General features: G+C 72.0%; 16 protein-coding genes, 1 pseudogene and 2 riboswitches. Of the genes and pseudogenes, 9 read left to right on the top strand and 8 right to left on the bottom strand.

The window, feature by feature from the left end; all coding sequences use genetic code 11:
• A partial coding sequence (locus tag E1291_RS27380; RefSeq protein WP_131740963.1) for a DEDD exonuclease domain-containing protein occupies positions 1 to 1,334 on the bottom strand: 1,334 nt, incomplete at its 3' end.
• A gap of 586 nt (positions 1,335 to 1,920) precedes the next feature.
• Here E1291_RS27380 and E1291_RS27375 point away from each other — a divergent pair.
• From E1291_RS27375 to E1291_RS27355, 5 genes are all read left to right on the top strand, one after another.
• The gene (locus E1291_RS27375) at positions 1,921 to 3,186 is read left to right on the top strand and encodes an NYN domain-containing protein (protein ID WP_242614404.1); all 1,266 of its coding nucleotides are present in this window, start codon (positions 1,921 to 1,923) and stop codon (positions 3,184 to 3,186) included.
• Positions 3,187 to 3,412: 226 nt separating this feature from the next.
• On the top strand, positions 3,413 to 4,399 hold the full coding sequence (locus E1291_RS27370) for a C40 family peptidase (RefSeq protein WP_131740962.1): 987 nt from the start codon (positions 3,413 to 3,415) through the stop codon (positions 4,397 to 4,399).
• 516 nt (positions 4,400 to 4,915) lie between these two features.
• Positions 4,916 to 5,116, top strand: a riboswitch (cyclic di-AMP (ydaO/yuaA leader).
• Between the two features lie 301 nt (positions 5,117 to 5,417).
• Positions 5,418 to 5,554: riboswitch (cyclic di-AMP (ydaO/yuaA leader) on the top strand.
• A gap of 9 nt (positions 5,555 to 5,563) precedes the next feature.
• Complete coding sequence (locus tag E1291_RS27365; protein ID WP_242614403.1) at positions 5,564 to 6,331, top strand: CHAP domain-containing protein; 768 nt, start codon at positions 5,564 to 5,566, stop codon at positions 6,329 to 6,331.
• A 36-nt stretch (positions 6,332 to 6,367) separates the two neighbouring features.
• On the top strand, positions 6,368 to 7,639 hold the full coding sequence (locus tag E1291_RS27360) for a gluzincin family metallopeptidase (RefSeq protein WP_131740961.1): 1,272 nt from the start codon (positions 6,368 to 6,370) through the stop codon (positions 7,637 to 7,639).
• On the top strand, positions 7,636 to 9,066 hold the full coding sequence (locus tag E1291_RS27355) for a M48 family metallopeptidase (RefSeq protein ID WP_242614402.1): 1,431 nt from the start codon (positions 7,636 to 7,638) through the stop codon (positions 9,064 to 9,066). The genes E1291_RS27360 and E1291_RS27355 overlap by 4 nt, the downstream gene beginning before the upstream one ends.
• 19 nt (positions 9,067 to 9,085) lie before the next feature.
• On the opposite strand, the gene E1291_RS27350 is transcribed toward E1291_RS27355, so the two are convergent.
• From E1291_RS27350 to ctaC, 4 genes are all read right to left on the bottom strand, one after another.
• Complete coding sequence (locus E1291_RS27350) at positions 9,086 to 10,333, bottom strand: L,D-transpeptidase (RefSeq protein ID WP_131740960.1); 1,248 nt, start codon at positions 10,331 to 10,333, stop codon at positions 9,086 to 9,088.
• A 183-nt stretch (positions 10,334 to 10,516) separates the two neighbouring features.
• The gene (locus E1291_RS27345) at positions 10,517 to 10,927 is read right to left on the bottom strand and encodes a cytochrome c oxidase subunit 4 (protein WP_131740959.1); all 411 of its coding nucleotides are present in this window, start codon (positions 10,925 to 10,927) and stop codon (positions 10,517 to 10,519) included.
• A gap of 3 nt (positions 10,928 to 10,930) precedes the next feature.
• A complete protein-coding gene (ctaD, locus tag E1291_RS27340) occupies positions 10,931 to 12,598 on the bottom strand; it encodes an aa3-type cytochrome oxidase subunit I (protein WP_131740958.1) in 1,668 nt (555 codons plus the stop codon).
• Complete coding sequence (ctaC, locus tag E1291_RS27335; protein WP_131740957.1) at positions 12,595 to 13,389, bottom strand: aa3-type cytochrome oxidase subunit II; 795 nt, start codon at positions 13,387 to 13,389, stop codon at positions 12,595 to 12,597. Before ctaC ends, ctaD begins: the two co-directional genes overlap by 4 nt.
• Positions 13,390 to 13,552: 163 nt before the next feature.
• On the opposite strand from ctaC, the gene E1291_RS27330 reads away from it, so the two are divergent.
• Together E1291_RS27330 and E1291_RS27325 are read left to right on the top strand one after the other, a co-directional pair.
• Complete coding sequence (locus E1291_RS27330; RefSeq protein ID WP_131740956.1) at positions 13,553 to 14,731, top strand: cysteine desulfurase family protein; 1,179 nt, start codon at positions 13,553 to 13,555, stop codon at positions 14,729 to 14,731.
• Complete coding sequence (locus E1291_RS27325; RefSeq protein ID WP_131740955.1) at positions 14,728 to 15,030, top strand: sulfurtransferase TusA family protein; 303 nt, start codon at positions 14,728 to 14,730, stop codon at positions 15,028 to 15,030. The genes E1291_RS27330 and E1291_RS27325 overlap by 4 nt, the downstream gene beginning before the upstream one ends.
• Before the next feature lie 273 nt (positions 15,031 to 15,303).
• Here the strand turns inward: E1291_RS27325 and E1291_RS27320 are convergent, their stop codons facing one another.
• Together E1291_RS27320 and E1291_RS27315 are read right to left on the bottom strand one after the other, a co-directional pair.
• Positions 15,304 to 16,290: a carbohydrate kinase family protein gene (locus E1291_RS27320; RefSeq protein WP_131740954.1), complete on the bottom strand. Its 987-nt coding sequence runs from the start codon at positions 16,288 to 16,290 to the stop codon at positions 15,304 to 15,306.
• Positions 16,291 to 16,686: 396 nt separating this feature from the next.
• Positions 16,687 to 17,049 (bottom strand): HesB/IscA family protein, encoded by a 363-nt coding sequence (locus tag E1291_RS27315; RefSeq protein ID WP_131740953.1) that lies wholly within the window; start codon positions 17,047 to 17,049, stop codon positions 16,687 to 16,689.
• Positions 17,050 to 17,280: 231 nt separating this feature from the next.
• On the opposite strand from E1291_RS27315, the gene nadA reads away from it, so the two are divergent.
• The gene (gene nadA / locus E1291_RS27310; RefSeq protein ID WP_131740952.1) at positions 17,281 to 18,435 is read left to right on the top strand and encodes a quinolinate synthase NadA; all 1,155 of its coding nucleotides are present in this window, start codon (positions 17,281 to 17,283) and stop codon (positions 18,433 to 18,435) included.
• Positions 18,436 to 18,495: 60 nt separating this feature from the next.
• On the opposite strand, the pseudogene E1291_RS27305 reads toward nadA, so the two are convergent.
• A pseudogene (locus tag E1291_RS27305) lies at positions 18,496 to 19,212 on the bottom strand (maleylpyruvate isomerase family mycothiol-dependent enzyme); the annotation flags it as partial.
• A 47-nt stretch (positions 19,213 to 19,259) separates the two neighbouring features.
• On the opposite strand from E1291_RS27305, the gene E1291_RS44185 reads away from it, so the two are divergent.
• A complete protein-coding gene (locus E1291_RS44185; RefSeq protein ID WP_242614401.1) occupies positions 19,260 to 19,349 on the top strand; it encodes an ATP-grasp domain-containing protein in 90 nt (29 codons plus the stop codon).
• The last annotated feature ends 7 nt before the right edge of the window (positions 19,350 to 19,356 follow it).

Genomic DNA, 19,356 nt, shown 5'->3' with positions numbered 1-19,356 from the left:
AACGCGGCGAGCCGGTCGCGCTGGCCCGCGGCCTCCTCGTAGCGCTGCTCGGCCGCGAGCCGGTCGATGCGCGCCCGCGCCGCCGCCACGACGGGCCGCACGTCGCCCTCCATCACCGCCCGTGCCGCCGAGACGTGCACGCCGTAGTCGGCGGCGGACTCGCGGCCGTCACAGGGCGCGCCGCAGCGGCCGAGGTCGGCGAGCGCGCAGCAGCGGGCCCGGCCGCGCTCGACCAGCCGGAGCGTCAGCCGCTGCGTGCACTGGCGCAGCGGGACGGCCTCGTGCAGCGCGGCGCGGGCCTCCTCGGCCTGCCGCCGCGAGGAGATCGGGCCGAGATAGCAGGCGTCGTCGTCACGGCACTCGCGGACGATCGACAGCCGCGGGAACGGCTCGACGGTCAGCTTCAGCCAGATCGCCCGCTCCGGGAACTTCGAGCGCCGGTTGTAGCGGGGCTTGTGCTCGGCGATGAGGCGCAGCTCGCGGACCTCGGCCTCCAGGCCGGTGGCGCACACGATCGTCCGGACCCGCTCGGCGAGGCCCACCATCTCGCGGACCCGCCGCCGGGTCTCCGAGCCGGTGAAATAGCTGCGCACGCGCGAGCGCAGGTCGCCGCTCTTGCCCACGTACAGCGCCTCGCCCGAGCCGTCCTCGAACAGGTACACGCCGGGCTCGCTCGGCACGCCGTCGGCGAGGTGCCGCTTGCGCCGCTGCTCGGGCGTGGGCGCCTTGGCGAACCCGCGCATCTCCTCCAGCGAGGTGACGCCGAACGAGCCGAGCCGCTCGAACAATCCGTGCAGCACCTCGACGGTCGCGCGGGCGTCGGCCAGCGCGCGGTGCTCAGGCTGGGCGGCCGTCCGGAAGAACCGGGCGAGCGTGCCCAGCTTGCAGTTGGGCACCTCGTCCTTGCCGAGGACGCGGCGCGCGAGGTCGACCGTGTCGACGACGGTGAAGCCCGGCCAGTCGTACCCGTGCTCGGCGCACGCCGCCTTCAGGAAACCGACGTCGAACGGGGCGTTGTGGGCGACCAGCACACAGCCGCGCGCGAACTCCAGGAACGCCGGCAGCACCGAGTCCATCCGCGGCGCCGCCGTCACCATCGCGGTGGTGATGCCGGTCAGCGCGGTGATGAACGGCGGGACGGGCCCGCCGGGGTCGACCAGCGTCCCGAGCTCCCCCAGCTCGGCGCCGCCGCGCACCTTCACCGCCCCGATCTCGGTGATCGCGGAGTCGGCCGCGGAGCCCCCCGTCGTCTCCAGGTCGACCACCACGAAGGTGACCTCGGACAGGGGGGTGCCGAGGTCGTCCAGGGTTCCCTGGACGTGCGCAGCAGTCATGCCCCGGCACCGTAGAGGACGGGAGTGACAGTGTTCATTCCAAGCCCGGCCCACGGTCCTCGCGTGACGGCCGAGGTCTCCGTCATGGGAGACCTCAGAACGTCGCTTTGTCCGGTTGGGCGGCCTCAGGCGTAGCGGCCCGGGTGGTGGGCTTCTGACGTGGTCGGGCTTCTGCTGAGGATTCCCTCGGCGCAAGCCCTAGGATTGTCAGCGCGTCGGGGGACGTCCCGCCCGGTGGGGGCCGCGGGGGGACGGGGACGGGGAGTTCGGCGCGTCCGGTCGATCCCGTGTTCGTGCTGGTTAAGGTACGTGGCGCCCGGGAACACACAGCCCACCGGCGGCAGAGCCCGGAAGGAGCGGGACCATCGACAGGCCCGAAGCGACCCGCGGCGACCCCGAGCCGGGGGACCGGCCGCACACATCCGGGGCGTCGCCGGCCCTGAGCACCCGCCGCGGGCGGCACCGGCCGCCGGCCGGGGAGCCCCCGCGCGACCCGCTGCCGCCGGAGTCCGGCCGCCGGGAGGACCCGGGGGGCGGCGCCGCGGAACAGCTCGGGCGGCCGCTGCCGGAGGCCGTCCGGCAGAGCGTGGTGGAGGCCGCCGCCGAGCTGATCGGCCTGCTGCCCGCCGAGGAGGTCCCCGCGCCGCTACGGCCGTTCGCCCGGTTCGAGCGGCGCAAGCGCGCCAAGCTCGCCGGGCAGCACATCGCGGCGCTGCTGGAGAAGGACCCGGACTTCCGGCTGCGGGTCGCCGAGCCGCTGCGCGCGTCCCAGGCCGACCTGGTGGAGGCCGTCGAGGGCGGCGGGCCGCCGCCCGCGGCCGACCCGGTCCGGGTGGCGGTGCTGGCGTACCTGCTGCGCCCCGGCGGCTGGACGGACCTCGTCGAGGCAGCCCGCGCGGAACTGGAGCGGTCCGCGACCGCGTCCGAGGAGGAGGCCGCCGAGCGGCGCGTCGCCGCGCTCCGCGAGGAGCTCTCCGCGGCCCGCGCGGCGCGCGCGGCGGAGATCGAGAAGCTGCGCGCCGACCTGCGCGAGAGCAAGGCCGAGGTCGCCGAGCTGCGCCACAAGCTGCACGACGCGCGCACCCGGGCGCGGGCCGCGCAGGAGCGCGCCGAGACGCTCGCGGCCGGCACCGAGCGCGAGCTCGCCGCCGCCCGCGAGTCGACCGCGGCGGCCGACAAGGAGCTGCGCAAGCTCCGCGCCCGGGCCGCGCAGGCCGAGGCCGCCGCGGAGGCCGCCAAGCGCGCCGCCCGCGAGGGCCGCAACGTCGACGACGTCCGGCTGCGGATGCTGCTCGACACGCTCGTGGACGCCGCGCAGGGCGTCCGCCGGGAGCTGGCGCTGCCGTCCACCATCGGGCGGCCCGCCGACGCCGTCGGCGCACTGGAGCCGGACCGGCTGGCGCACCGCGCGCTGCCCGGCCGGGCGCTGTCGGACAGCGACCCGCAGCTGCTGGAGCGGCTGCTCACGCTGCCGCAGGTCCACCTCGTCGTGGACGGCTACAACGTCACCAAGACCGGGTACGGGGAGTTGCCGCTGTCGGACCAGCGCAGCCGGCTCGTGTCGGGCCTCGGCGGCCTCGCCGCGCAGACGCGCGCCGAGGTGACGTGCGTGTTCGACGGGGCCGAGCTGGAGGCGCCGGTCGCGATCGGCGCGCCGCGCGGGGTGCGGGTGCTGTTCAGCCGTCCCGGCCAGACCGCCGACGAGCTGATCGGCGACCTGGTGCGGGCGGAGCCGCCCGGCCGCGCCGTCGTGGTGGTGTCCAGCGACCGCGAGGTCGCCGACGCGGCGCGCCGCGCGGGCGCGCGCCCCGCGCCGTCCACGCTTCTCCTGCGCCGGCTGGGCCGCTCCTGACCCGGCCCCGGCGGGACAGTAGGTGATCTTGACTTCACGGAATGTACCTCATTCGCGCGAAGTCAAGCGGAAAGTGACGTTTCGGTTGTGACCGTTGTGGCCCGTCGCTAATGTCGTCCGCTGATGTCGTGGACGGACGAGAGGGGCGATTTCGACCGTGGCCAATGAACTCAACGGGGCCTCAGCGCGCTCGCGGGGCCGGCGGGGGGCTCTCGCGGGGCGCGCGATGTCCCGCCGGCTGGCGGCCACCGCGTGCCTGGCCGCAGCGACCTCATTCGCGTTCCCCACCGCGGTGGGGAACGCGGCCGCGCCCAAGCCCAGCGCGAGCGAGGTGCAGAAGAAGCTCACCAAGCTCAACGAAGAGGTCGACCAGGCCGTCGAGAAGTACAACAAGATCAACGAGCAGCTCAAGATCGCCAAGAAGAAGCTCGACGCGGCCAAGAGGTCCAGCAAGGGCGAGGAGGCGTCGTTCGAGGAGCAGCGCAGCAAGATCGCTAAGATGGCCGCGGACGCGTACAAGAACGGCGACTCCGCGGACGTGACCGGCTTCGTCGCCAGCAAGGACCCGCAGTCGGTCCTCGACCAGGCGGCGGTCTTCTCGCACCTGTCGCAGGATCGCAGCTCCCAGCTCACCCAGTTCCTCGCCAGCGCCCAGCGGCTGCGCCGGGAGCGGGCACAGGCCCAGAGCGCCTACGACGACGTGGCGGCCAGGCTGAAGGAGCTGAAGGACAAGAAGACCGAGCTCGACAAGCAGGTCACCGAGCAGAAGAAGCTGCTGACCAAGCTCGGCAAGAAGTCTCCGGCCAAGGCCGGCGGCAAGAAGGGCGGCACCGGCGGCTCCTACAACGGCCCCGCCAGCGGCTCGGCCCGCACGGCCCTGAACTTCGCCTACGCGCAGCTCGGCAAGCCCTACGTGTACGGCGCGACCGGGCCGAGCTCCTACGACTGCTCCGGGCTCACCCAGGCCGCCTGGGCCGCCGCGGGCGTCAGCATCACGCGCACCACCAATACGCAGTACGCGGCCACCCAGCGGGTGGACAGGAGCGCCCTGCAGCCGGGCGACCTGGTGTTCTTCAGCAGTCTCGGTCACGTCGGCCTGTACATCGGCGGCGGCAAGATGATCCACGCGCCGCACACCGGTGACGTCGTCAAGATCAGCGACATCAGCTCCGGCTACTACCTGTCGAACTACTACGGGGCGGGCCGCCCCTGACGGGCCCTCCCCCCGGGGGCTTCCGGCCCCTCCACGACAACGGACCAGGCTTTGACCTGGTCCGTTGTTGATTTTGGGGGGGTTTGCCTTCTGATGGGGCTTTGGTACCTTTGCAGCACTTGAGGCGCTTTCCAGGCGTCTTGTCCCCGCGATGCCCCCGGCATCGCGACCCCGCGCGGCGCCTTCCAGCCGCCGCGCGCCGGCGGCGCACTCCAGGCGTCGCCTCCCCCCGCGACGGCGCGCTCCACGCGCCGTCCTCCCCCGGCGGCGCACTCCACGCGCCGCCCGCGGCGATGACGCCGCACGGGCCTCCCCCGAGGCCCCGGCCGGTCCCGGCCCGACCGTGCGCACGCCGAAGCGTGCATGGCGCTGAGAGCGCGCCACGGCGGTCCACACGAGGCCCGGCCCCCGGACACGGTCCCCTGACGGGGGTCCGCCGTCCACGACAACAACAACGCCGCTCTTTCGCACGCGGGACACAGGGTCCCGCGCGGGCCTCATCGCGCCCTCAGGATCGCAGCGGCAACGCCGAGTCCGCCGTACGCGCGGAGCCGGGGACCCAACCGCCGGAGTCCAGGAACCCTCCTGGACGGGCAAGCCGGCCCCGGGGTGAATCGGCGCGTCTCCCCCGACGACCGTCGTCGGCGAGGGCCGCCGTAGGGCCACTTCCACGCCCGAACCCGTCAGCTAACCCGGTAGGCGTCTGGAAGAAGGAGTGAATTCTGTCCAGTAGTGCTCACTACCATCCCCCACCGAGCCTGGACGGCGGGTGGTCCGGAGGCGGTTTCGCCCCGCACCCTGCCGGTCCAGTGAGATTCGATCCTGGCCGCGGGACACCGTTCCCCGGCGCCGCGCGGCTCGGTTAGCCGCCGGCTCGACCCGGGCGTGACCGCCCGCCGTGCGAGCGGTCACGCCCGGATCTCCTCCGCGGGCGCCCCCGCCCCGGAGCGGATCCATCATCCATCCCCCGCGAGCGCCCGTCCCCGGGCGCTCCACCGCCGAGTCCGCACCGCGCGCGCAGCATGCCGCGCGGGATCCGCGGAGCCGGGGACCCAGTGTCCCATCGGGGTGAATCGGCCTGCCTGAAAGAGGCCGTAGGGCGCCTTCCACGCCCGAACCCGTCAGCTAACCCGGTAGGCGGCATGGAAGCCAAGGAGACTTCCCTTGTCAGGCAAGCACCGTAGGATTCCCTTCCCTCTCACCTGGCGGACGACCAGCGGCGTGCTCGCCGGCGTCGCCGTCCTCGGCACCGCCGCGGCCACCGCGCAGACACCGGACCTGGACTTCGGGTCCGACTCGGCCAAGCCCGTGTCCGCCGACCTGATGGTCGCCAAGTCCACGCCGAAGCACGGCTCCAAGTCCAGGAGCGCCCGCAAGGCCCGCGCCAAGCGGTCCGCCGCGGCGAGCTCCAGGTCGTCCCGCCGCGCCTCGGCGCGAACGGCCAAGCCCACCGCCGCCGACGCCATCAAGATCGCCAGGTCCCAGGTGGGCATCGAGGAGGACGGGAACGGCGAGACCAAGTTCCAGCAGTGGTACATGGGCACGTCCCGCGCCAGGCAGACCGTCGCCCGCGACGGCGGCTCCATCGGCGGGTACAGCTCCGCCTCCTGGTGTGACATGTTCGTCTCCTGGGTCGGCGACCGGATCGGGTTCAGCAACGGGGTGGGCAAGGACGCCTGGACCGTCGCGCACGCCGGCTGGTTCAAGGAGCGCGGCCGCTGGGGCGGCCAGCCGAGGCCGGGCTCGATCGTGTTCTTCTCCTGGGGCGGCAGCCGCAGCCTCGACGACATCGACCACGTCGGCATGGTGATCAAGAAGAACGGCGACGGGACGATCCAGACCGTCGAGGGCAACACCAGCAACGCCGTCCGGATCAGGACGCGGTCGACCGGCACCGTCGTCGGTTACGGATACCCGGAGTACGCCTCATGACGGCCCGTCCTCGGCGCGCTGCATAGGATCGCGCGCATGGAGGACGTTCCCGGAGACGTTCCGCAGGGCGGCTCCCTCCCGCGTCGCAGGCTTCTCGGCCTGGGCGCGGGGGGCGCCGCCCTGTTGCTGGCCGGAGGCGCGGGGTTCGTCCGCGCGCGCGCCGGCGCCCCCGGAGCCTTCTCCGCCCACGCGACCAGGGCCGCAGGGTCGTTCCATCCGGACCTCGCCGGCACCATCCTTTCCAACCGCGCACGCGCGGTGGCCCGCGGCGACCGCATGGCCTTCCTCGCCACGGTGCGCTCCGCCCCGCCCGCCTTTCAGGACGCCCAGTCACGCCTGTACGACAACCTCCGCAGGCTCCCCTTGGACGGCTGGCAGGAGCGCGTCATCGGCGCCCAGATCCCCGAAGACGGAAGCACGGTCGTACGCCTGGAGGTCCGTTACAAGCTGCGGGGTTTCGACCACGGCGCCGTGGCCCGCACTCGCTTTCTGACGCTCTCCCCAAGGCCGGGAGGGTGGGCGATCGTGGACGACGGATCGTCGCATGGGCTCACCGGCGACGCGGAGATCTGGGACGGTGGACCGCTCACCGTCGTCCGGGGCCGATCCAGTCTCGTCATCGGCGACGCCGCGGGCCTGGACCGGATCGCCGCGCGCCTGGACGCGGCGGTGCCGGTCGTCACGGGCATCGTGGGCCGCGGCTGGCCGCAGCGGGCCGTCGCGCTCGTCCCGGCGGCCCCCGCGCTGGCCGCGGCGCTCGCCGGGCAGAGCCAGGACCTCGGTTCGATCGCGGCCCTGGCCACCGTCGCGCCGTCCGCCGGCAACGGCCGCGGCGAGGACCGCGTCCTGATCTCCCCCGGCACCTTCGGCCGGCTCAACGAGCTGGGCCGGGACGTGGTCCTGGCGCACGAGCTGACCCATGTCGCCACCGGCGGCGCCCGGGACGGCACCACGCCGCTCTGGCTGATCGAGGGCTTCGCCGACTATGTCGGCTACCACCGCGTGAAGGTCGAGGTCCGCTCGGCGGCGCGGGAGCTGGCCCGGGAGGTGGCCGGCGGGCGGCTGCCCGCCGCGCTGCCGGGGCCCGACGCCTTCGCGGGCACCTCGGGGCGCCTCTCGCAGGCGTACCAGGAGGCATGGCTCGCCTGCCGGATGGTCGCGGCGCTGTACGGTGAGTCGACGCTCGTGCGTCTGTACCGGGCCGCCGGGCGGGGCTCGGAGGCCGCCGCGCTGAGCGAGGTGCTGGGTCTCTCACGGGACCGGTTCACCGTCATGTGGCGCGACTACCTGAAGAAGGAGCTCCAGTGAGCGGCGGGCAGGAGGGCGCGGCGTCGCCTGGACCGAGGAGCGAGGAACGGGCGGCGAGCGAGGGCGACGGCGACGCCGGGGACCCCGGAGCCGGACCCGCGGACGGGGGCATGCGGCGGGCGCGGGCGGCGGCCGGGGTGACGGCGGCGGCGCTGTTCGCCGCCGTCGGAGGCGTCCTGGCGCTGACCACGCCGTGGAACCCGCTGCCGGGGCGCGTGCCGGGCGGGCACGTGAAGGCCGACCCCGCGCTGGACTTCTCGCCCGCGGAGATCGCCCGGTCCCGGGCGTTCGACTCGGCCCTCAACCCGCCCGCCTACGGCGGCCTGGTCGTCGGGCTGGCTCTGCTCCTGGTCCTGGGGTTCACTCCGCTCGGGGCGCGGTTCATCGGCTGGGCCTCGGCGCGGACGCGGCGGTGGCCGCTGCGCGTCATGGTCGCGGCCGTGGCGCTGACGACGCTGCTGCGGGCGGCCGGCCTGCCGTTCGCGATCTGGCGTGAGTCGGTCCTGCGCCGGTACGACCTGTCCACGCAGGGGTGGTCCGCCTGGCTCGTGGACCAGCTGAAGTCCCTGGCCGTGACGTGGGTGATCTACACCGTCGCGCTGCTGCTCCTGTACGCGGTGGTGCGGCGCTTCCCGCGCTACTGGTGGGCCGGGGCCGCCGCGGGCGGCTTCGTGCTCGTCGTCGCCGTGTCGTTCCTCTACCCGGTGGTCGTCGAGCCGCTCTTCAGCCGGTTCCACTCGCTGCCGCAGGGGCGGCTGCGCACGGATCTGCTGGCGATGGCCGACCGGGACGGCGTCCCGGTGAAGGACGTCCTGGTCGCCGACGCCTCCCGCCGGACGACGTCGCTGAACGCCTACGTGTCGGGGTTCGGGTCGACGCGGCGGATCGTCCTCTACGACACGCTCCTGAAGTCGCCGCCCGCGCGGATCGAGTCGATCGTCGGGCACGAGCTCGGCCACGCCAAGCGCGACGACGTCCTGTGGGGGACGGTCGTGGGCGCGATGGGCGTCGCCGGGGCGATCTGCCTGCTGCACGTGCTGATGACCTCACCGGCGCTGCTGCGGCGCGCCGGGGCCGGCCCGCGGGCGGCGGACGCGAGGGGCACGGGCGCCGCCGACCCGCGGTCGGTGGCGCTGCTGCTGGCCCTCGTGGCCGCCGGGACGCAGCTCGGGACGCCCGTGCAGAACCTCGTCAGCCGGCGCATCGAGGCGCGGGCCGACGCGCACGCCCTGAACCTCACCCGTGACCCGTCGACGTTCGTGTCGATGCAGCACGAGCTGTCGGTGCGCAACATCTCCGACCTGAGCCCCGACGCCCTGGAGTACCTGCTGTGGCTGACGCACCCGGCCGGCCCCGGCCGGATCGCCATGGCCCGCGACTGGGCCCGGATGCACCACGCGCCGGTGCCGCCGCCGCTGAACCGCTGAGCCGCGGCGGCACCCGCCGCTAGTGCCCTCCGTCCGCGCGTGGGGCGGTGGGCGCGGTGCCGCGGCCGGACTCCGCGGACAGGGTCGAGGCGTCCGCGTGCGGACCGGTCGTCACCGAGCGCTTGAGCGCGCTCCCCTTCACCCAGTCGTTCCACTTCATCTGCCAGTAGCCCCAGCCGTTGTCGGGTTCGAGCGGGCGGTCCGAGCCCGTCACCGTGACCGGGTCGCCCCGGTAGGCCAGGCCGTAGAACCACTTGGCGTTGGACGGGCTGATGTTGACGCAGCCGTGGCTGACGTTCGTGTTGCCCTGCTCCCCGACCGACCAGGGAGCGCTGTGCACGTACTCGCCGCTGTCGGAGATGCGGACGGCGGAGTAGACCGTCTCGCTGTAGTAGCCGGGGCAGCCGGGACCGCAGCCGTCGCCCTCGGACGTCATGGTGACGGGGCTGCCCTTCTCCATGGTGAGGTGCGTGCCGTTGGTGGTGGTGTACTTGCGCTCCCCGCCCCGGCCCATGCTCGTCGGAATGGTGCGGGCCTTACGCCCGTTGACCTTGACGACCATTTTGTGGCTGTCCTCGCCCGCCCTGGAGATGTGCGAGTCGCCGATCTTGAAGTTGACGGTGTAGTTCTTTCCGCCGTAGACGTCCTTCGCGGTCGAGACCCCGCTCAGATGGGCCTGGAAACGGACGCTGGTATGGGCGGGCCAGTACTCGCGCGTGCGGAACACCGCCTCCGAGCCCTCCTCGCCCTCGAACCAGTGCCAGGCGCCCTCCACGGGCCGGTCGGCGCGCACCTCCAGCGCCCGCTCGACCGCCGCCCGGTCGCCGACCTTCCCCCGGAACCGCAGGATGATCGGGATTCCGATGCCGACGGTCTCCCTGTCGTAGGGCGCCTCGAGGTCGACCTTCGCCGTCCGGCTCACCTTCGCGACGGCGAACCGGCTGGCGGCCGAGCGGCTCCTGCCGTCCCTGCCCACCGCGGTGGCGTTCACCGTGTACGTCTGCCCCGGATCGAGCGTCCAGCGCGAGCGCCAGTGCGTCCGGTCGGCGCTCAGCGCGCCCTCCACGGGCGTTCCCCCGCTCAGCACGGTGACGTCCTCGATCGTGCCGTTGCTCGACTGGACGGCGATGGTCCCGTCCGGCCGCACCAGGGCCCCGCCGCCCGCCGGCGAGACGGCGATCCTCGCCACGTCCTTGTCGCCCGCCCCCGAGCCCTCCGAGCACCCCGCGGCCGCGGCCGCCGCCGCGAGCGTCGTGCCGGCGAGCAACGCGGTGGCGCGCCTTCCCCTGCCCTTCGGTCCTGACCCGCCTTCCCGCACCGTGCCCCCCGGTCGTCCCGCTGGGCGAGTGAAATCGTCAGCCCAGCCCGGTGGCCGGGAACGACGCCCAGATGAAAAGGCCGGTACCCACAAAAATGTCGGTACCGGCCCCTCTTGGGGTTCTTTTACTGCTCAGTGGGCGAAATGACCCCGGTAGTACTCGAAGACCAGACCGATCGTCGTCATGATGATCGCCGCCGCGCCGAGGATGACCAGCCACCAGCCGAACACCACGCCGAGCGACACGGAGGCCGCCGACAGCCCGAGGAACAGCGGCCACCAGCTGTGCGGGCTGAAGAAGCCCAGCTCGCCGGCCGCGTCCGCGATGTCGCCCTCGGGGTCGTCCTCGTAGAGCGGCCCGTTGTTGGCCCGCTCTAGGCGCCGGACGGTGAAGTGGATGTAGAACCCGATCAGCCCCGCGAGACCGATGGCCAGCGACAGCGCCGTGGTGCCCGTCCAGTCACCGGACCACAGCCAGTACACGACGTCGGTGACGAGGAAGAAGACCGCGCACCCGTAGAACATGAACGCCTGGACGCGCATCGGCTACTCCCCCTTCGCCCCGGCCAGCTCGCCCTGCGCGCCCACGTGCGGGTGGTGCAGGTCGAACGCGGGCCGCTCCGAGCGGATCTTCGGGATCGAGTTGAAGTTGTGCCGCGGCGGCGGGCAGGACGTCGCCCACTCCAGCGACGAGCCGTAGCCCCACGGGTCGTCGACCTCCACGCGCTTGCCCTTCTTCGCCGTGATGTACACGTTGTAGAAGAACGGCAGCAGCGAGAGACCGAGGATGAGCGAGAAGACGCTGGAGACCTGGTTCAGGCCCTCGAACTCCTTGGCGTAGTCGGCGTACCGGCGCGGCATGCCCTCGGCGCCCAGCCAGTGCTGGATGAGGAACGTGCCGTGGAAGCCGATGAACAGCAGCCAGAAGTGGATCTTGCCGAGGGTGTCGTTCAGCATCTTGCCCGTCCACTTCGGCCACCAGAAGTAGAAGCCCGCGAACATCGCGAACACCACGGTGCCGAACACGACGTAGTGGAAGTGCGCCACCACGAAGTAGGAGTCGGACAGCTGGAAGTCCATCGGCGGCGAGGCCAGGATGACACCCGTCAGGCCACCGAACAGGAACGTCACCAGGAAGCCCAGCGACCACAGCATCGGCGACTCGAACGTCAGCTGTCCTCGCCAGATCGTCCCGACCCAGTTGAAGAACTTCACCCCCGTGGGCACGGCGATGAGGAACGTCATGAAGGAGAAGAACGGCAGCAGCACCTGGCCGGTCACGAACATGTGGTGCGCCCACACCGTGATGGACAGGCCCGCGATGGTGATCGTCGCGAAGACCAGGCCGATGTAGCCGAACACCGGCTTGCGGCTGAACACCGGGAGGATCTCGGTCACGATGCCGAAGAAGGGCAACGCGATGATGTAGACCTCCGGATGCCCGAAGAACCAGAACAGGTGCTGCCACAGCAGCGCGCCGCCGTGCGAGGCGTCGAACACGTGCGCGCCCAGCTTGCGGTCGGCCTCCAGCGCCAGCAGCGCCGCGGCGAGCACCGGGAACGCCAGCAGCACCAGGATGGAGGTCAGCAGGATGTTCCAGGTGAAGATCGGCATCCGGAACATCGTCATGCCCGGGGCGCGCATGCACAGGATCGTGGTGATGAAGTTGACCGCGCCCATGATGGTGCCGAAGCCCGACATCGCCAGGCCCATCACCCACATGTCGCCGCCGATGCCCGGCGAGCGCACCGCGTCCGAGAGCGGCGCGTAGGCGAACCAGCCGAAGCTGGCGGCGCCGCCCGGGGTCAGGAACCCGGCGATGACGATCAGGCTCCCGAACAGGAACAGCCAGTACGCCAGCATGTTCATCCGGGGGAACGCCACGTCGGGGGCCCCGATCTGCAGCGGCATGATGACGTTGGCGAAGCCGGCGAACAGCGGCGTCGCGAACATCAGCAGCATGATCGTGCCGTGCATCGTGAACAGCTGGTTGAACTGCTCGTTGCTGAGGAACTGCAGCCCCGGCCTGAACAGCTCGGCCCGCATCAGCAGCGCGAGGACGCCGCCGACCAGGAACATCATGAACGACGTGATCAGGTAGAGGTAACCGATCACCTTGTGGTCGGTGGACGACATCCACGAGGCGAGGATGCGCCCCTTGCTCGTCCGCGACGCGGCGATCGGCGCGCTCGGTGCGTGACTGATCGTGGTCACTGGGCACCCCCCGCGGCCTTGGCCTTGGAATCGGCGATGAACTTGGCGTACTCGTCGGGCGTCACGACCTTGAGCTGGAACAGCATCCGGCTGTGGTCGACACCGCAGAGCTCGGCGCAGCGGCCCTCGTACGTGCCGGTCTTGTTCGCCTTGAACTCGAACTCGTTGACGTAGCCCGGCATGACGTCCTTCTTGTACAGGAGCGCCGGAACCCAGAACGAGTGGATGACATCGTTGGAGTGCAGCCGCACCCGGATCGTCTTACCGGACGGGATCGTCAGCACCGGCTTCAGGGGCGCGGGACCGTTGGGAGCGACCGGCTGCCCGACGGTGGAGGCCACCTTCTTCTCCTGGCCCGCGGCGTCCTTCTCCATGTAGTCGAACTGCCAGCTCCACTGGAAGGCCGTGACGTCGATCGTGACCGCCGGATTCTTCGTCGTCTTCTCGACGAAGTTCTCGTCGCGGGCGGTGAAGTAGAACAGCACCGCGATGATGACGAACGGGACCGCCGTATAGAGGATCTCGATCGGCATGTTGTAGCGCACCTGCGGCGGCAGGTCGTCAGAGCGCTTGCGGTGGAACAGCACCGCCCAGATGATCAGGCCCCAGACGACGGCCCCGACGGCGAACGCCGCGATCCAGGAACCCTGCCAGAGCTTCAGCATGCGCTCGGCCTGGTCGCTGATCGGCTCGGGCATGCCCAGGCGGGACGCCTCACCGCTGCACGCGGTGGCGGTCAGCGCCAGTAGCCCTAGCGCGCCGGCGCTTTTCAATGCGCGGCGACTGCGCACAGGCGTACGCCGCTCCCTAGAGCGGGTCGGACTCACGGAATGCCTTCCCCACGGATGAAAGCCCGGTCGGCCGGGCGGTGAGATCAGTTGTTACACGTGTGGTGGACACCCTAGCGCGAGGGTCGCCCGAACCCCCGATCGGGTGCCCGGTTAGTGTTTGCGCGTGGCCAACTCCAGCGCGCCGGGCTCCTACTTCGACGCCGCTTCCACCGAGCCGCCGCATCCGGCGGCCCGGACGGCGCTGCTGGAGGCGCTGGACGCGGGCTGGGCCGATCCCGCCAGGCTGTACGGGACGGCCCGGAGCACCCGCATGCTGCTGGACCGGGCCCGCGCGCGCGTGGCCGGCGTCCTGGGCGCCCGCCCGGACGAGGTGTCGTTCACCACGTCCGGCACCCAGGCGGTGCACCTGGCGGTCCTCGGGGGGCTCCAGGCGCGCCGGCGGGCCGGGAACCACCTGGTGGTCGGCGCCGTCGAGCACTCGAGCGTGCTGCACGCCGCGGAACTGCACGAGGCCGGCGGCGGCGACGTCACCACCGTCGCCGTCGACCGCGCCGGCCGCGTCGACCCGGCCGAGTTCGCCGCGGCGCTCCGCCCCGGCACCGCCCTCGCCTGCCTCCAGTCCGCCAACCACGAGGTCGGCACGCTCCAGCCCGTCGCCGAGGTCGCCGAGGCGTGCCGCGCCGCCGGCGTCCCCCTGTTCGTCGACGCCGCGCAGTCCCTCGGCCGCGTCGACGTCCCCGCGGGCTGGTCCCTCCTGGCCGGCAGCGCCCACAAATGGGGCGGCCCCGCCGGCATCGGCGTGCTCGCCGTCCGCAAGGGCGTCCGATGGCGCTCCCCCCTGCCCGCCGACGAACGCGAGAACCGCCGCGTCCCCGGCTTCGAGAACGTCCCCGCCGCCGTCGCGGCCGCCGCCGCCCTGGAGGCGTTCCGCGCCGACATGACCGCCGAGGCGCCGCGCCTGTCCGCCCTCATCGACCGGATCCGCGCCGAGGTCCCCCGGACCGTCCCCGACGTCGAGGTGGTCGGCGACCCCGTCCGGCGGCTCCCCCACCTGGTCACCTTCTCCTGTCTCTACGTCGAGGGCGAGGCCCTCCTCACCGAGCTCGACCGGCTGGGTTTCGCGGTTTCGTCGGGAAGCTCGTGCACGGCGGATACGCTGCGTCCCAGTCATGTGCTCGAGGCGATGGGAGTGATTACCCATGGGAACGTGCGGGTATCGCTGCCGCGTGGCGCCAGTGCGGCGGAGGTCGACCGCTTCCTCGACGAGCTTCCCGGCACCGTCGCGCGTCTGCGCCGGACGACGATGAACACCACACAGACAGGGAGGCGGTCGCGCCCATGAGGTTCCGAGGCCGCGCCAAGAACGAGGCGCCCCCCGCCCCCGCGGCGTCCCCCGAACCGGCTGGCCCGCCCCCGGTCCTGGTCATCGACGCCCTCGGCCGCAAATGCCCCATCCCGATCATCATGCTGGCCGAACGGATCCGCGAGGTCCCGGTCGGCGAGATCGTCGCCGTCCTCGCCGACGACGCCGCCGCCCGCACCGACATCCCCGCCTGGTGCCGGATGAAATCCCAGGACTTCGTCCGCGAGGAGCCCCTCCCCCAAGGCGGCTGGGGCTTCCACATCCGCCGTACCTATTGATTGTCTCGCCTCCGCTCGACGGCGAGCGGGCGCTGTGTTGAATTGCCTCGCCTCCGCTCGGCGGCGGTGGGCGCTTTACGCGCCGTCTTCCCTCGTCTCTTCGCTCGCTGCGCTCGCTTCGTTCCTCAGTCCAGACGGCGCGCGCCCACTCGCGTGACCGTCCCGCCTTTTCCCGGACGGGGCTGACTCGATTCGACCTCACAAAAGTCGCAAATGACTGAAACGGCCGCGTCCCTCTGAGGGACGCGGCCGTTCGGTGGTTCTCGCTCTTGCTTACGGGTTGGGGCAGGTGATGTGGGGGGCCACCTCGGCGGTGGCTTCTCCGCCGAAGGCGGCGGAGAAGCGGTCGAGGAACGCTTGGCGGGCCAGCGTGTACTCCTGCGGGCCGGCGGCCTCCAGGGCGTGCGCGGCGATGGCGTTGCCGACCTGCGCGGCGCGCTCCAGGGACAGGCCCCAGGCGGTGGCCGACAGGAAACCCGCGCGGAACGCGTCGCCCACGCCGGTCGGGTCGGCGACCTTCTCGACGGGGACGGCGGGGACGTGCAGGCCCTCCGCGCCCTCGCGGTCGATGACGACGCCCTTGGCGCCGAGGGTCGTGACGCGGACGCCGACTCGGGAGAGGATCTCCTCGCCGGACCAGCCGGTCTTCTCCTCGCAGAGGGCCTTCTCGTACTCGTTGGTGAACAGGTACGCGGCGCCGTCGACGAGGCGGCGGACGTCCGCGCCGTCCATCCGGGCGAGCTGCTGGGACGGGTCGGCGGCGAACGGGATGCCGGCCGAGCGGCACTCGTCGGTGTGCCGGAGCATGGCGTCGGGGTCGTTCGGGCTGACGATGACGAGGTCGAGCCCGCCGACGCGCTCGGCGACCGGCGACAGCTCGATCGAGCGGGCCTCGCTCATCGCACCGGCGTAGAACGTCGCGATCTGGTTCTGGTTCTGGTCGGTGGTGCACAGGAACCGGGCGGTGTGGTGCAGCTCGGAGACGTGCACGGAGGCGGTGTCCACCCGGTGCCGGTCCAGCCAGGAGCGGTAGTCGGCGAAGTCGTCGCCGACCGAGCCGACGAGGATCGACTCCTTGCCGAGGCTCCCCATGCCGAAGCAGATGTTCGCGGCGATGCCGCCGCGGCGGATCTGCAGGTCGTCCACCAGGAAGGACAGCGACACCTGGTCGAGCTGGTCGGGCAGGAGCTGGTCGGTGAACTTCCCCGGGAAGCTCATCAGATGATCGGTCGCAATGGAGCCAGTCACGGCGATGCGCACGGCGTCGCTCTCCTCGTCGTGGTCGTCCGGCTGTTCACCGGCTGTTTCAACCCGGAAAGACTACTTCCCATCGGACCACGGGACGCGACCGAAGCGAACGGCCACGAGAAAGGGGCGGTCCGGACCAATCATCCAGACCACCCCTAAAGAACCACTAGTGGCTCGCTGGCGACACCGGTCCCCGAAGCGGGCCCCGGTCGCGACGTGCGGTCGGCCTCTCGGGGAGGCGCGACCTCACTCAGACCTCAGCCGTCACGCGAGCGCGCGACCTGACCGGCGGGGGCGACGCCGAAGGCGAGCCCCCGCCGGGAAGATCGCGAAGCGATTCGCGCTCGCACAAGAACGGTCACGGTCCGAGCCGCCAGGCGAGGACCGTGGGCCGGGCTTGCAATAAATTCAGTTGAAGGAGTCGCCGCAGGCGCAGGAGCCGGACGCGTTCGGGTTGTCGATCGTGAAGCCCTGCTTCTCGATCGTGTCGACGAAGTCGATCGTGGCGCCGGTCAGGTAGGGGGCGCTCATCCGGTCGACGCGGACCGACAGGCCGCTGAAGTCCTGGATCTGGTCGCCGTCCATCTCGCGCTCGTCGAAGAAGAGCTGGTAGATCAGACCGGAACAGCCACCCGGCTGCACGGCGACACGCAGCGCAAGGTCGTCACGGCCCTCCTGCTCGAGCAGGCCCCTGGCCTTCTCGGCGGCGGCGTCGGTGAGATTGACGCCCTGCTGCGTGGTCTCCTGCGTGGTCTCGCCTGAAACCGTCATGTGTTCAGCTCCCGGGTCTCGCTGCGCCGCGGGTGCGGCGGCCGTCGCTTGTCCTCGAGGACGTACGCCTCTTTCCGAGGACAACGTACCTCGCCATGGGCCCATTCCGCTTTTCGGCGATGTTTAACGCCCGCCGGGGGTGCGTCCTACGTCACACCGCCGGACTTGACCGGATGTGCCATTATTAGTCGTCAAAGCGACGATAAGCCCCGTCGCAGGAGGGAGACTCCCGTGACCACCCCTGTGCGCGACCTGCCGCTGCTGCTGCTCGGAGAGGGCGCGGACCCGGCGAGCGAGCGCGGTGTGGACTGTCCCGGCGAGCTGCCGCCCGCGTCCGACCCGGCGCTGGTCGAGCGTGCCGCCGCCGCCAAGGCCGCCCTCGGTGACCGGGTGTTCGTCCTCGGCCACCACTACCAGCGGGACGAGGTGATCCAGTTCGCGGACGTGACCGGGGACTCGTTCAAGCTGGCCCGGGAGGCCGCCGCGCGTCCCGAGGCGCCCTACGTCGTGTTCTGCGGCGTCCACTTCATGGCCGAGTCCGCCGACATCCTGACCGCCGCCCACCAGCGGGTGATCCTGCCCGACCTGGGCGCGGGCTGCTCGATGGCCGACATGGCGACGTTCGACCAGGTCGAGGAGTGCTGGGAGGTCCTGGAGGACGCGGGTATCGCCGACGAGGTGGTGCCCGTGACCTACATGAACTCCTCGGCCGACATCAAGGGGTTCGTCGGACGGCACGGCGGCGTGGTGTGCACCTCGTCCAACGCCAAGCGGGCGCTCGACTGGGCCTACGGCAAGGGCAAGAAGGTGCTGTTCCTGCCGGACCAGCACCTCGGCCGCAACACCGCCGTTCTGGAGATGGGCTTCTCGCTGGACGACTGCGTCGTCTACAGCCCGCACCGGCGCGGGGGCGGCCTGACCCCCGAGCAGCTGCGGGACGCCCGGATGATCCTCTGGCGGGGACACTGCTCGGTCCACGGCCGGTTCAGCAAGGACTCGGTCGACGACGTCCGGGCCCGGGTCCCCGGGGTGAACGTGCTGGTGCACCCCGAGTGCAGGCACGAGGTCGTCACGGCCGCCGACCAGATCGGGTCCACCGAGTACATCATCAAGACCATCGAGGCCGCGGAGCCCGGCTCGTCCTGGGCGGTGGGCACCGAGCTGAACCTGGTGCGCCGCCTGGCCAACGCCCACCCGGACAAGAACATCATGTTCCTCGACAAGACCGTCTGCTACTGCTCGACGATGAACCGCATCGACCTCCCGCACCTGGTATGGACGCTGGAGGGGCTCGTCCGAGGCGAGGTGGAGAACGTCATCCAGGTGGACGAGGAGACAGCCCGCCACGCGCGCGCGGCCCTCGACCAGATGCTGGCCCTCCCCTAACAGCCCCCACAAGGCCAGGGACCGGCCGCCAGGCCGGTCCCTGGCCTTCGCGTTCTCGCCTCAGATCGCGGAGTTCTCGACCCAGTGCGTGAGCAGGTCGTCGTCGCCGGAGAGGCGCAGCCGGGGGTCATCGAGTTCGCGGCGGCCCCACAGGAACAGCAGGACGTCGGAGACGTCGCCGCCGACCTCCGCGTCGGCGGTGGCGGCGCTCCCGTCCTCGCGGTTCCACTCCAGGCGGTCGGGGCGCAGGTGGAGCAGCCAGCGTGCACCGATGTCGGTGGCGGTGAAGGCGAGGGTGCGGCCGCCGCCGCGCAGGTTCTCGATCTTGGGGGCGAACGCGGCCGCCGACTCGAGGTTCTCCAGAAGCTCGGCGACACCGTCCTCGGCGGTGGCGGGCGCGACGACCGGGTCGCGGCCGAGGGCGAGGTCGAGGTCGCAGCGGTGCACGGCGCTCTCGTGCAGCATCCGGCGGGACCAGAACCGCACGTGCCCGTCCGGTCCCCAGGTCCACACGGGGGCGGCGGGGTCGGCGGCCCGCAGGATCTCGACGAGCCGCCGCGCGCCCTCGGTGAACCAGGGCAGGTGGTCGCCCGCGGCGGCGGGGAAGGACACCCCCAGCTCGCGCAGCCCGAGCCTGCGCCGGGCGGCGACGCGGACGGTCCCGCCGGCCCAGCGGTGCACGCCGCCGAGATGGCGGAGCAGGTCGGCGACCGTCCAGCCGGGGCAGGTCGGGACGGGCGCGCCGAGGTCGGCCCCGGCCGCGCCGGAGACGAACGCGGCGGCCTCCGCCTCGAGCGCGTCGCAGTGGCGGGCGTGGTCCCAGGGTGGTGGAGGTCGGCGACGGCCAGGTCAGCGACCTGCCCTCGACGGTCGACGCGATGGACCTGTACGCGCATCTCCCGGTCCCGGACTGACCCGCCT

The organism is Actinomadura roseirufa (assembly GCF_900659635.1).
In the GTDB taxonomy this organism is placed as follows: domain Bacteria; phylum Actinomycetota; class Actinomycetes; order Streptosporangiales; family Streptosporangiaceae; genus Spirillospora; species Spirillospora roseirufa.
Note: the sequence above shows the minus strand (reverse complement) of the source record. Positions and strands in the feature narration are given on the sequence as shown.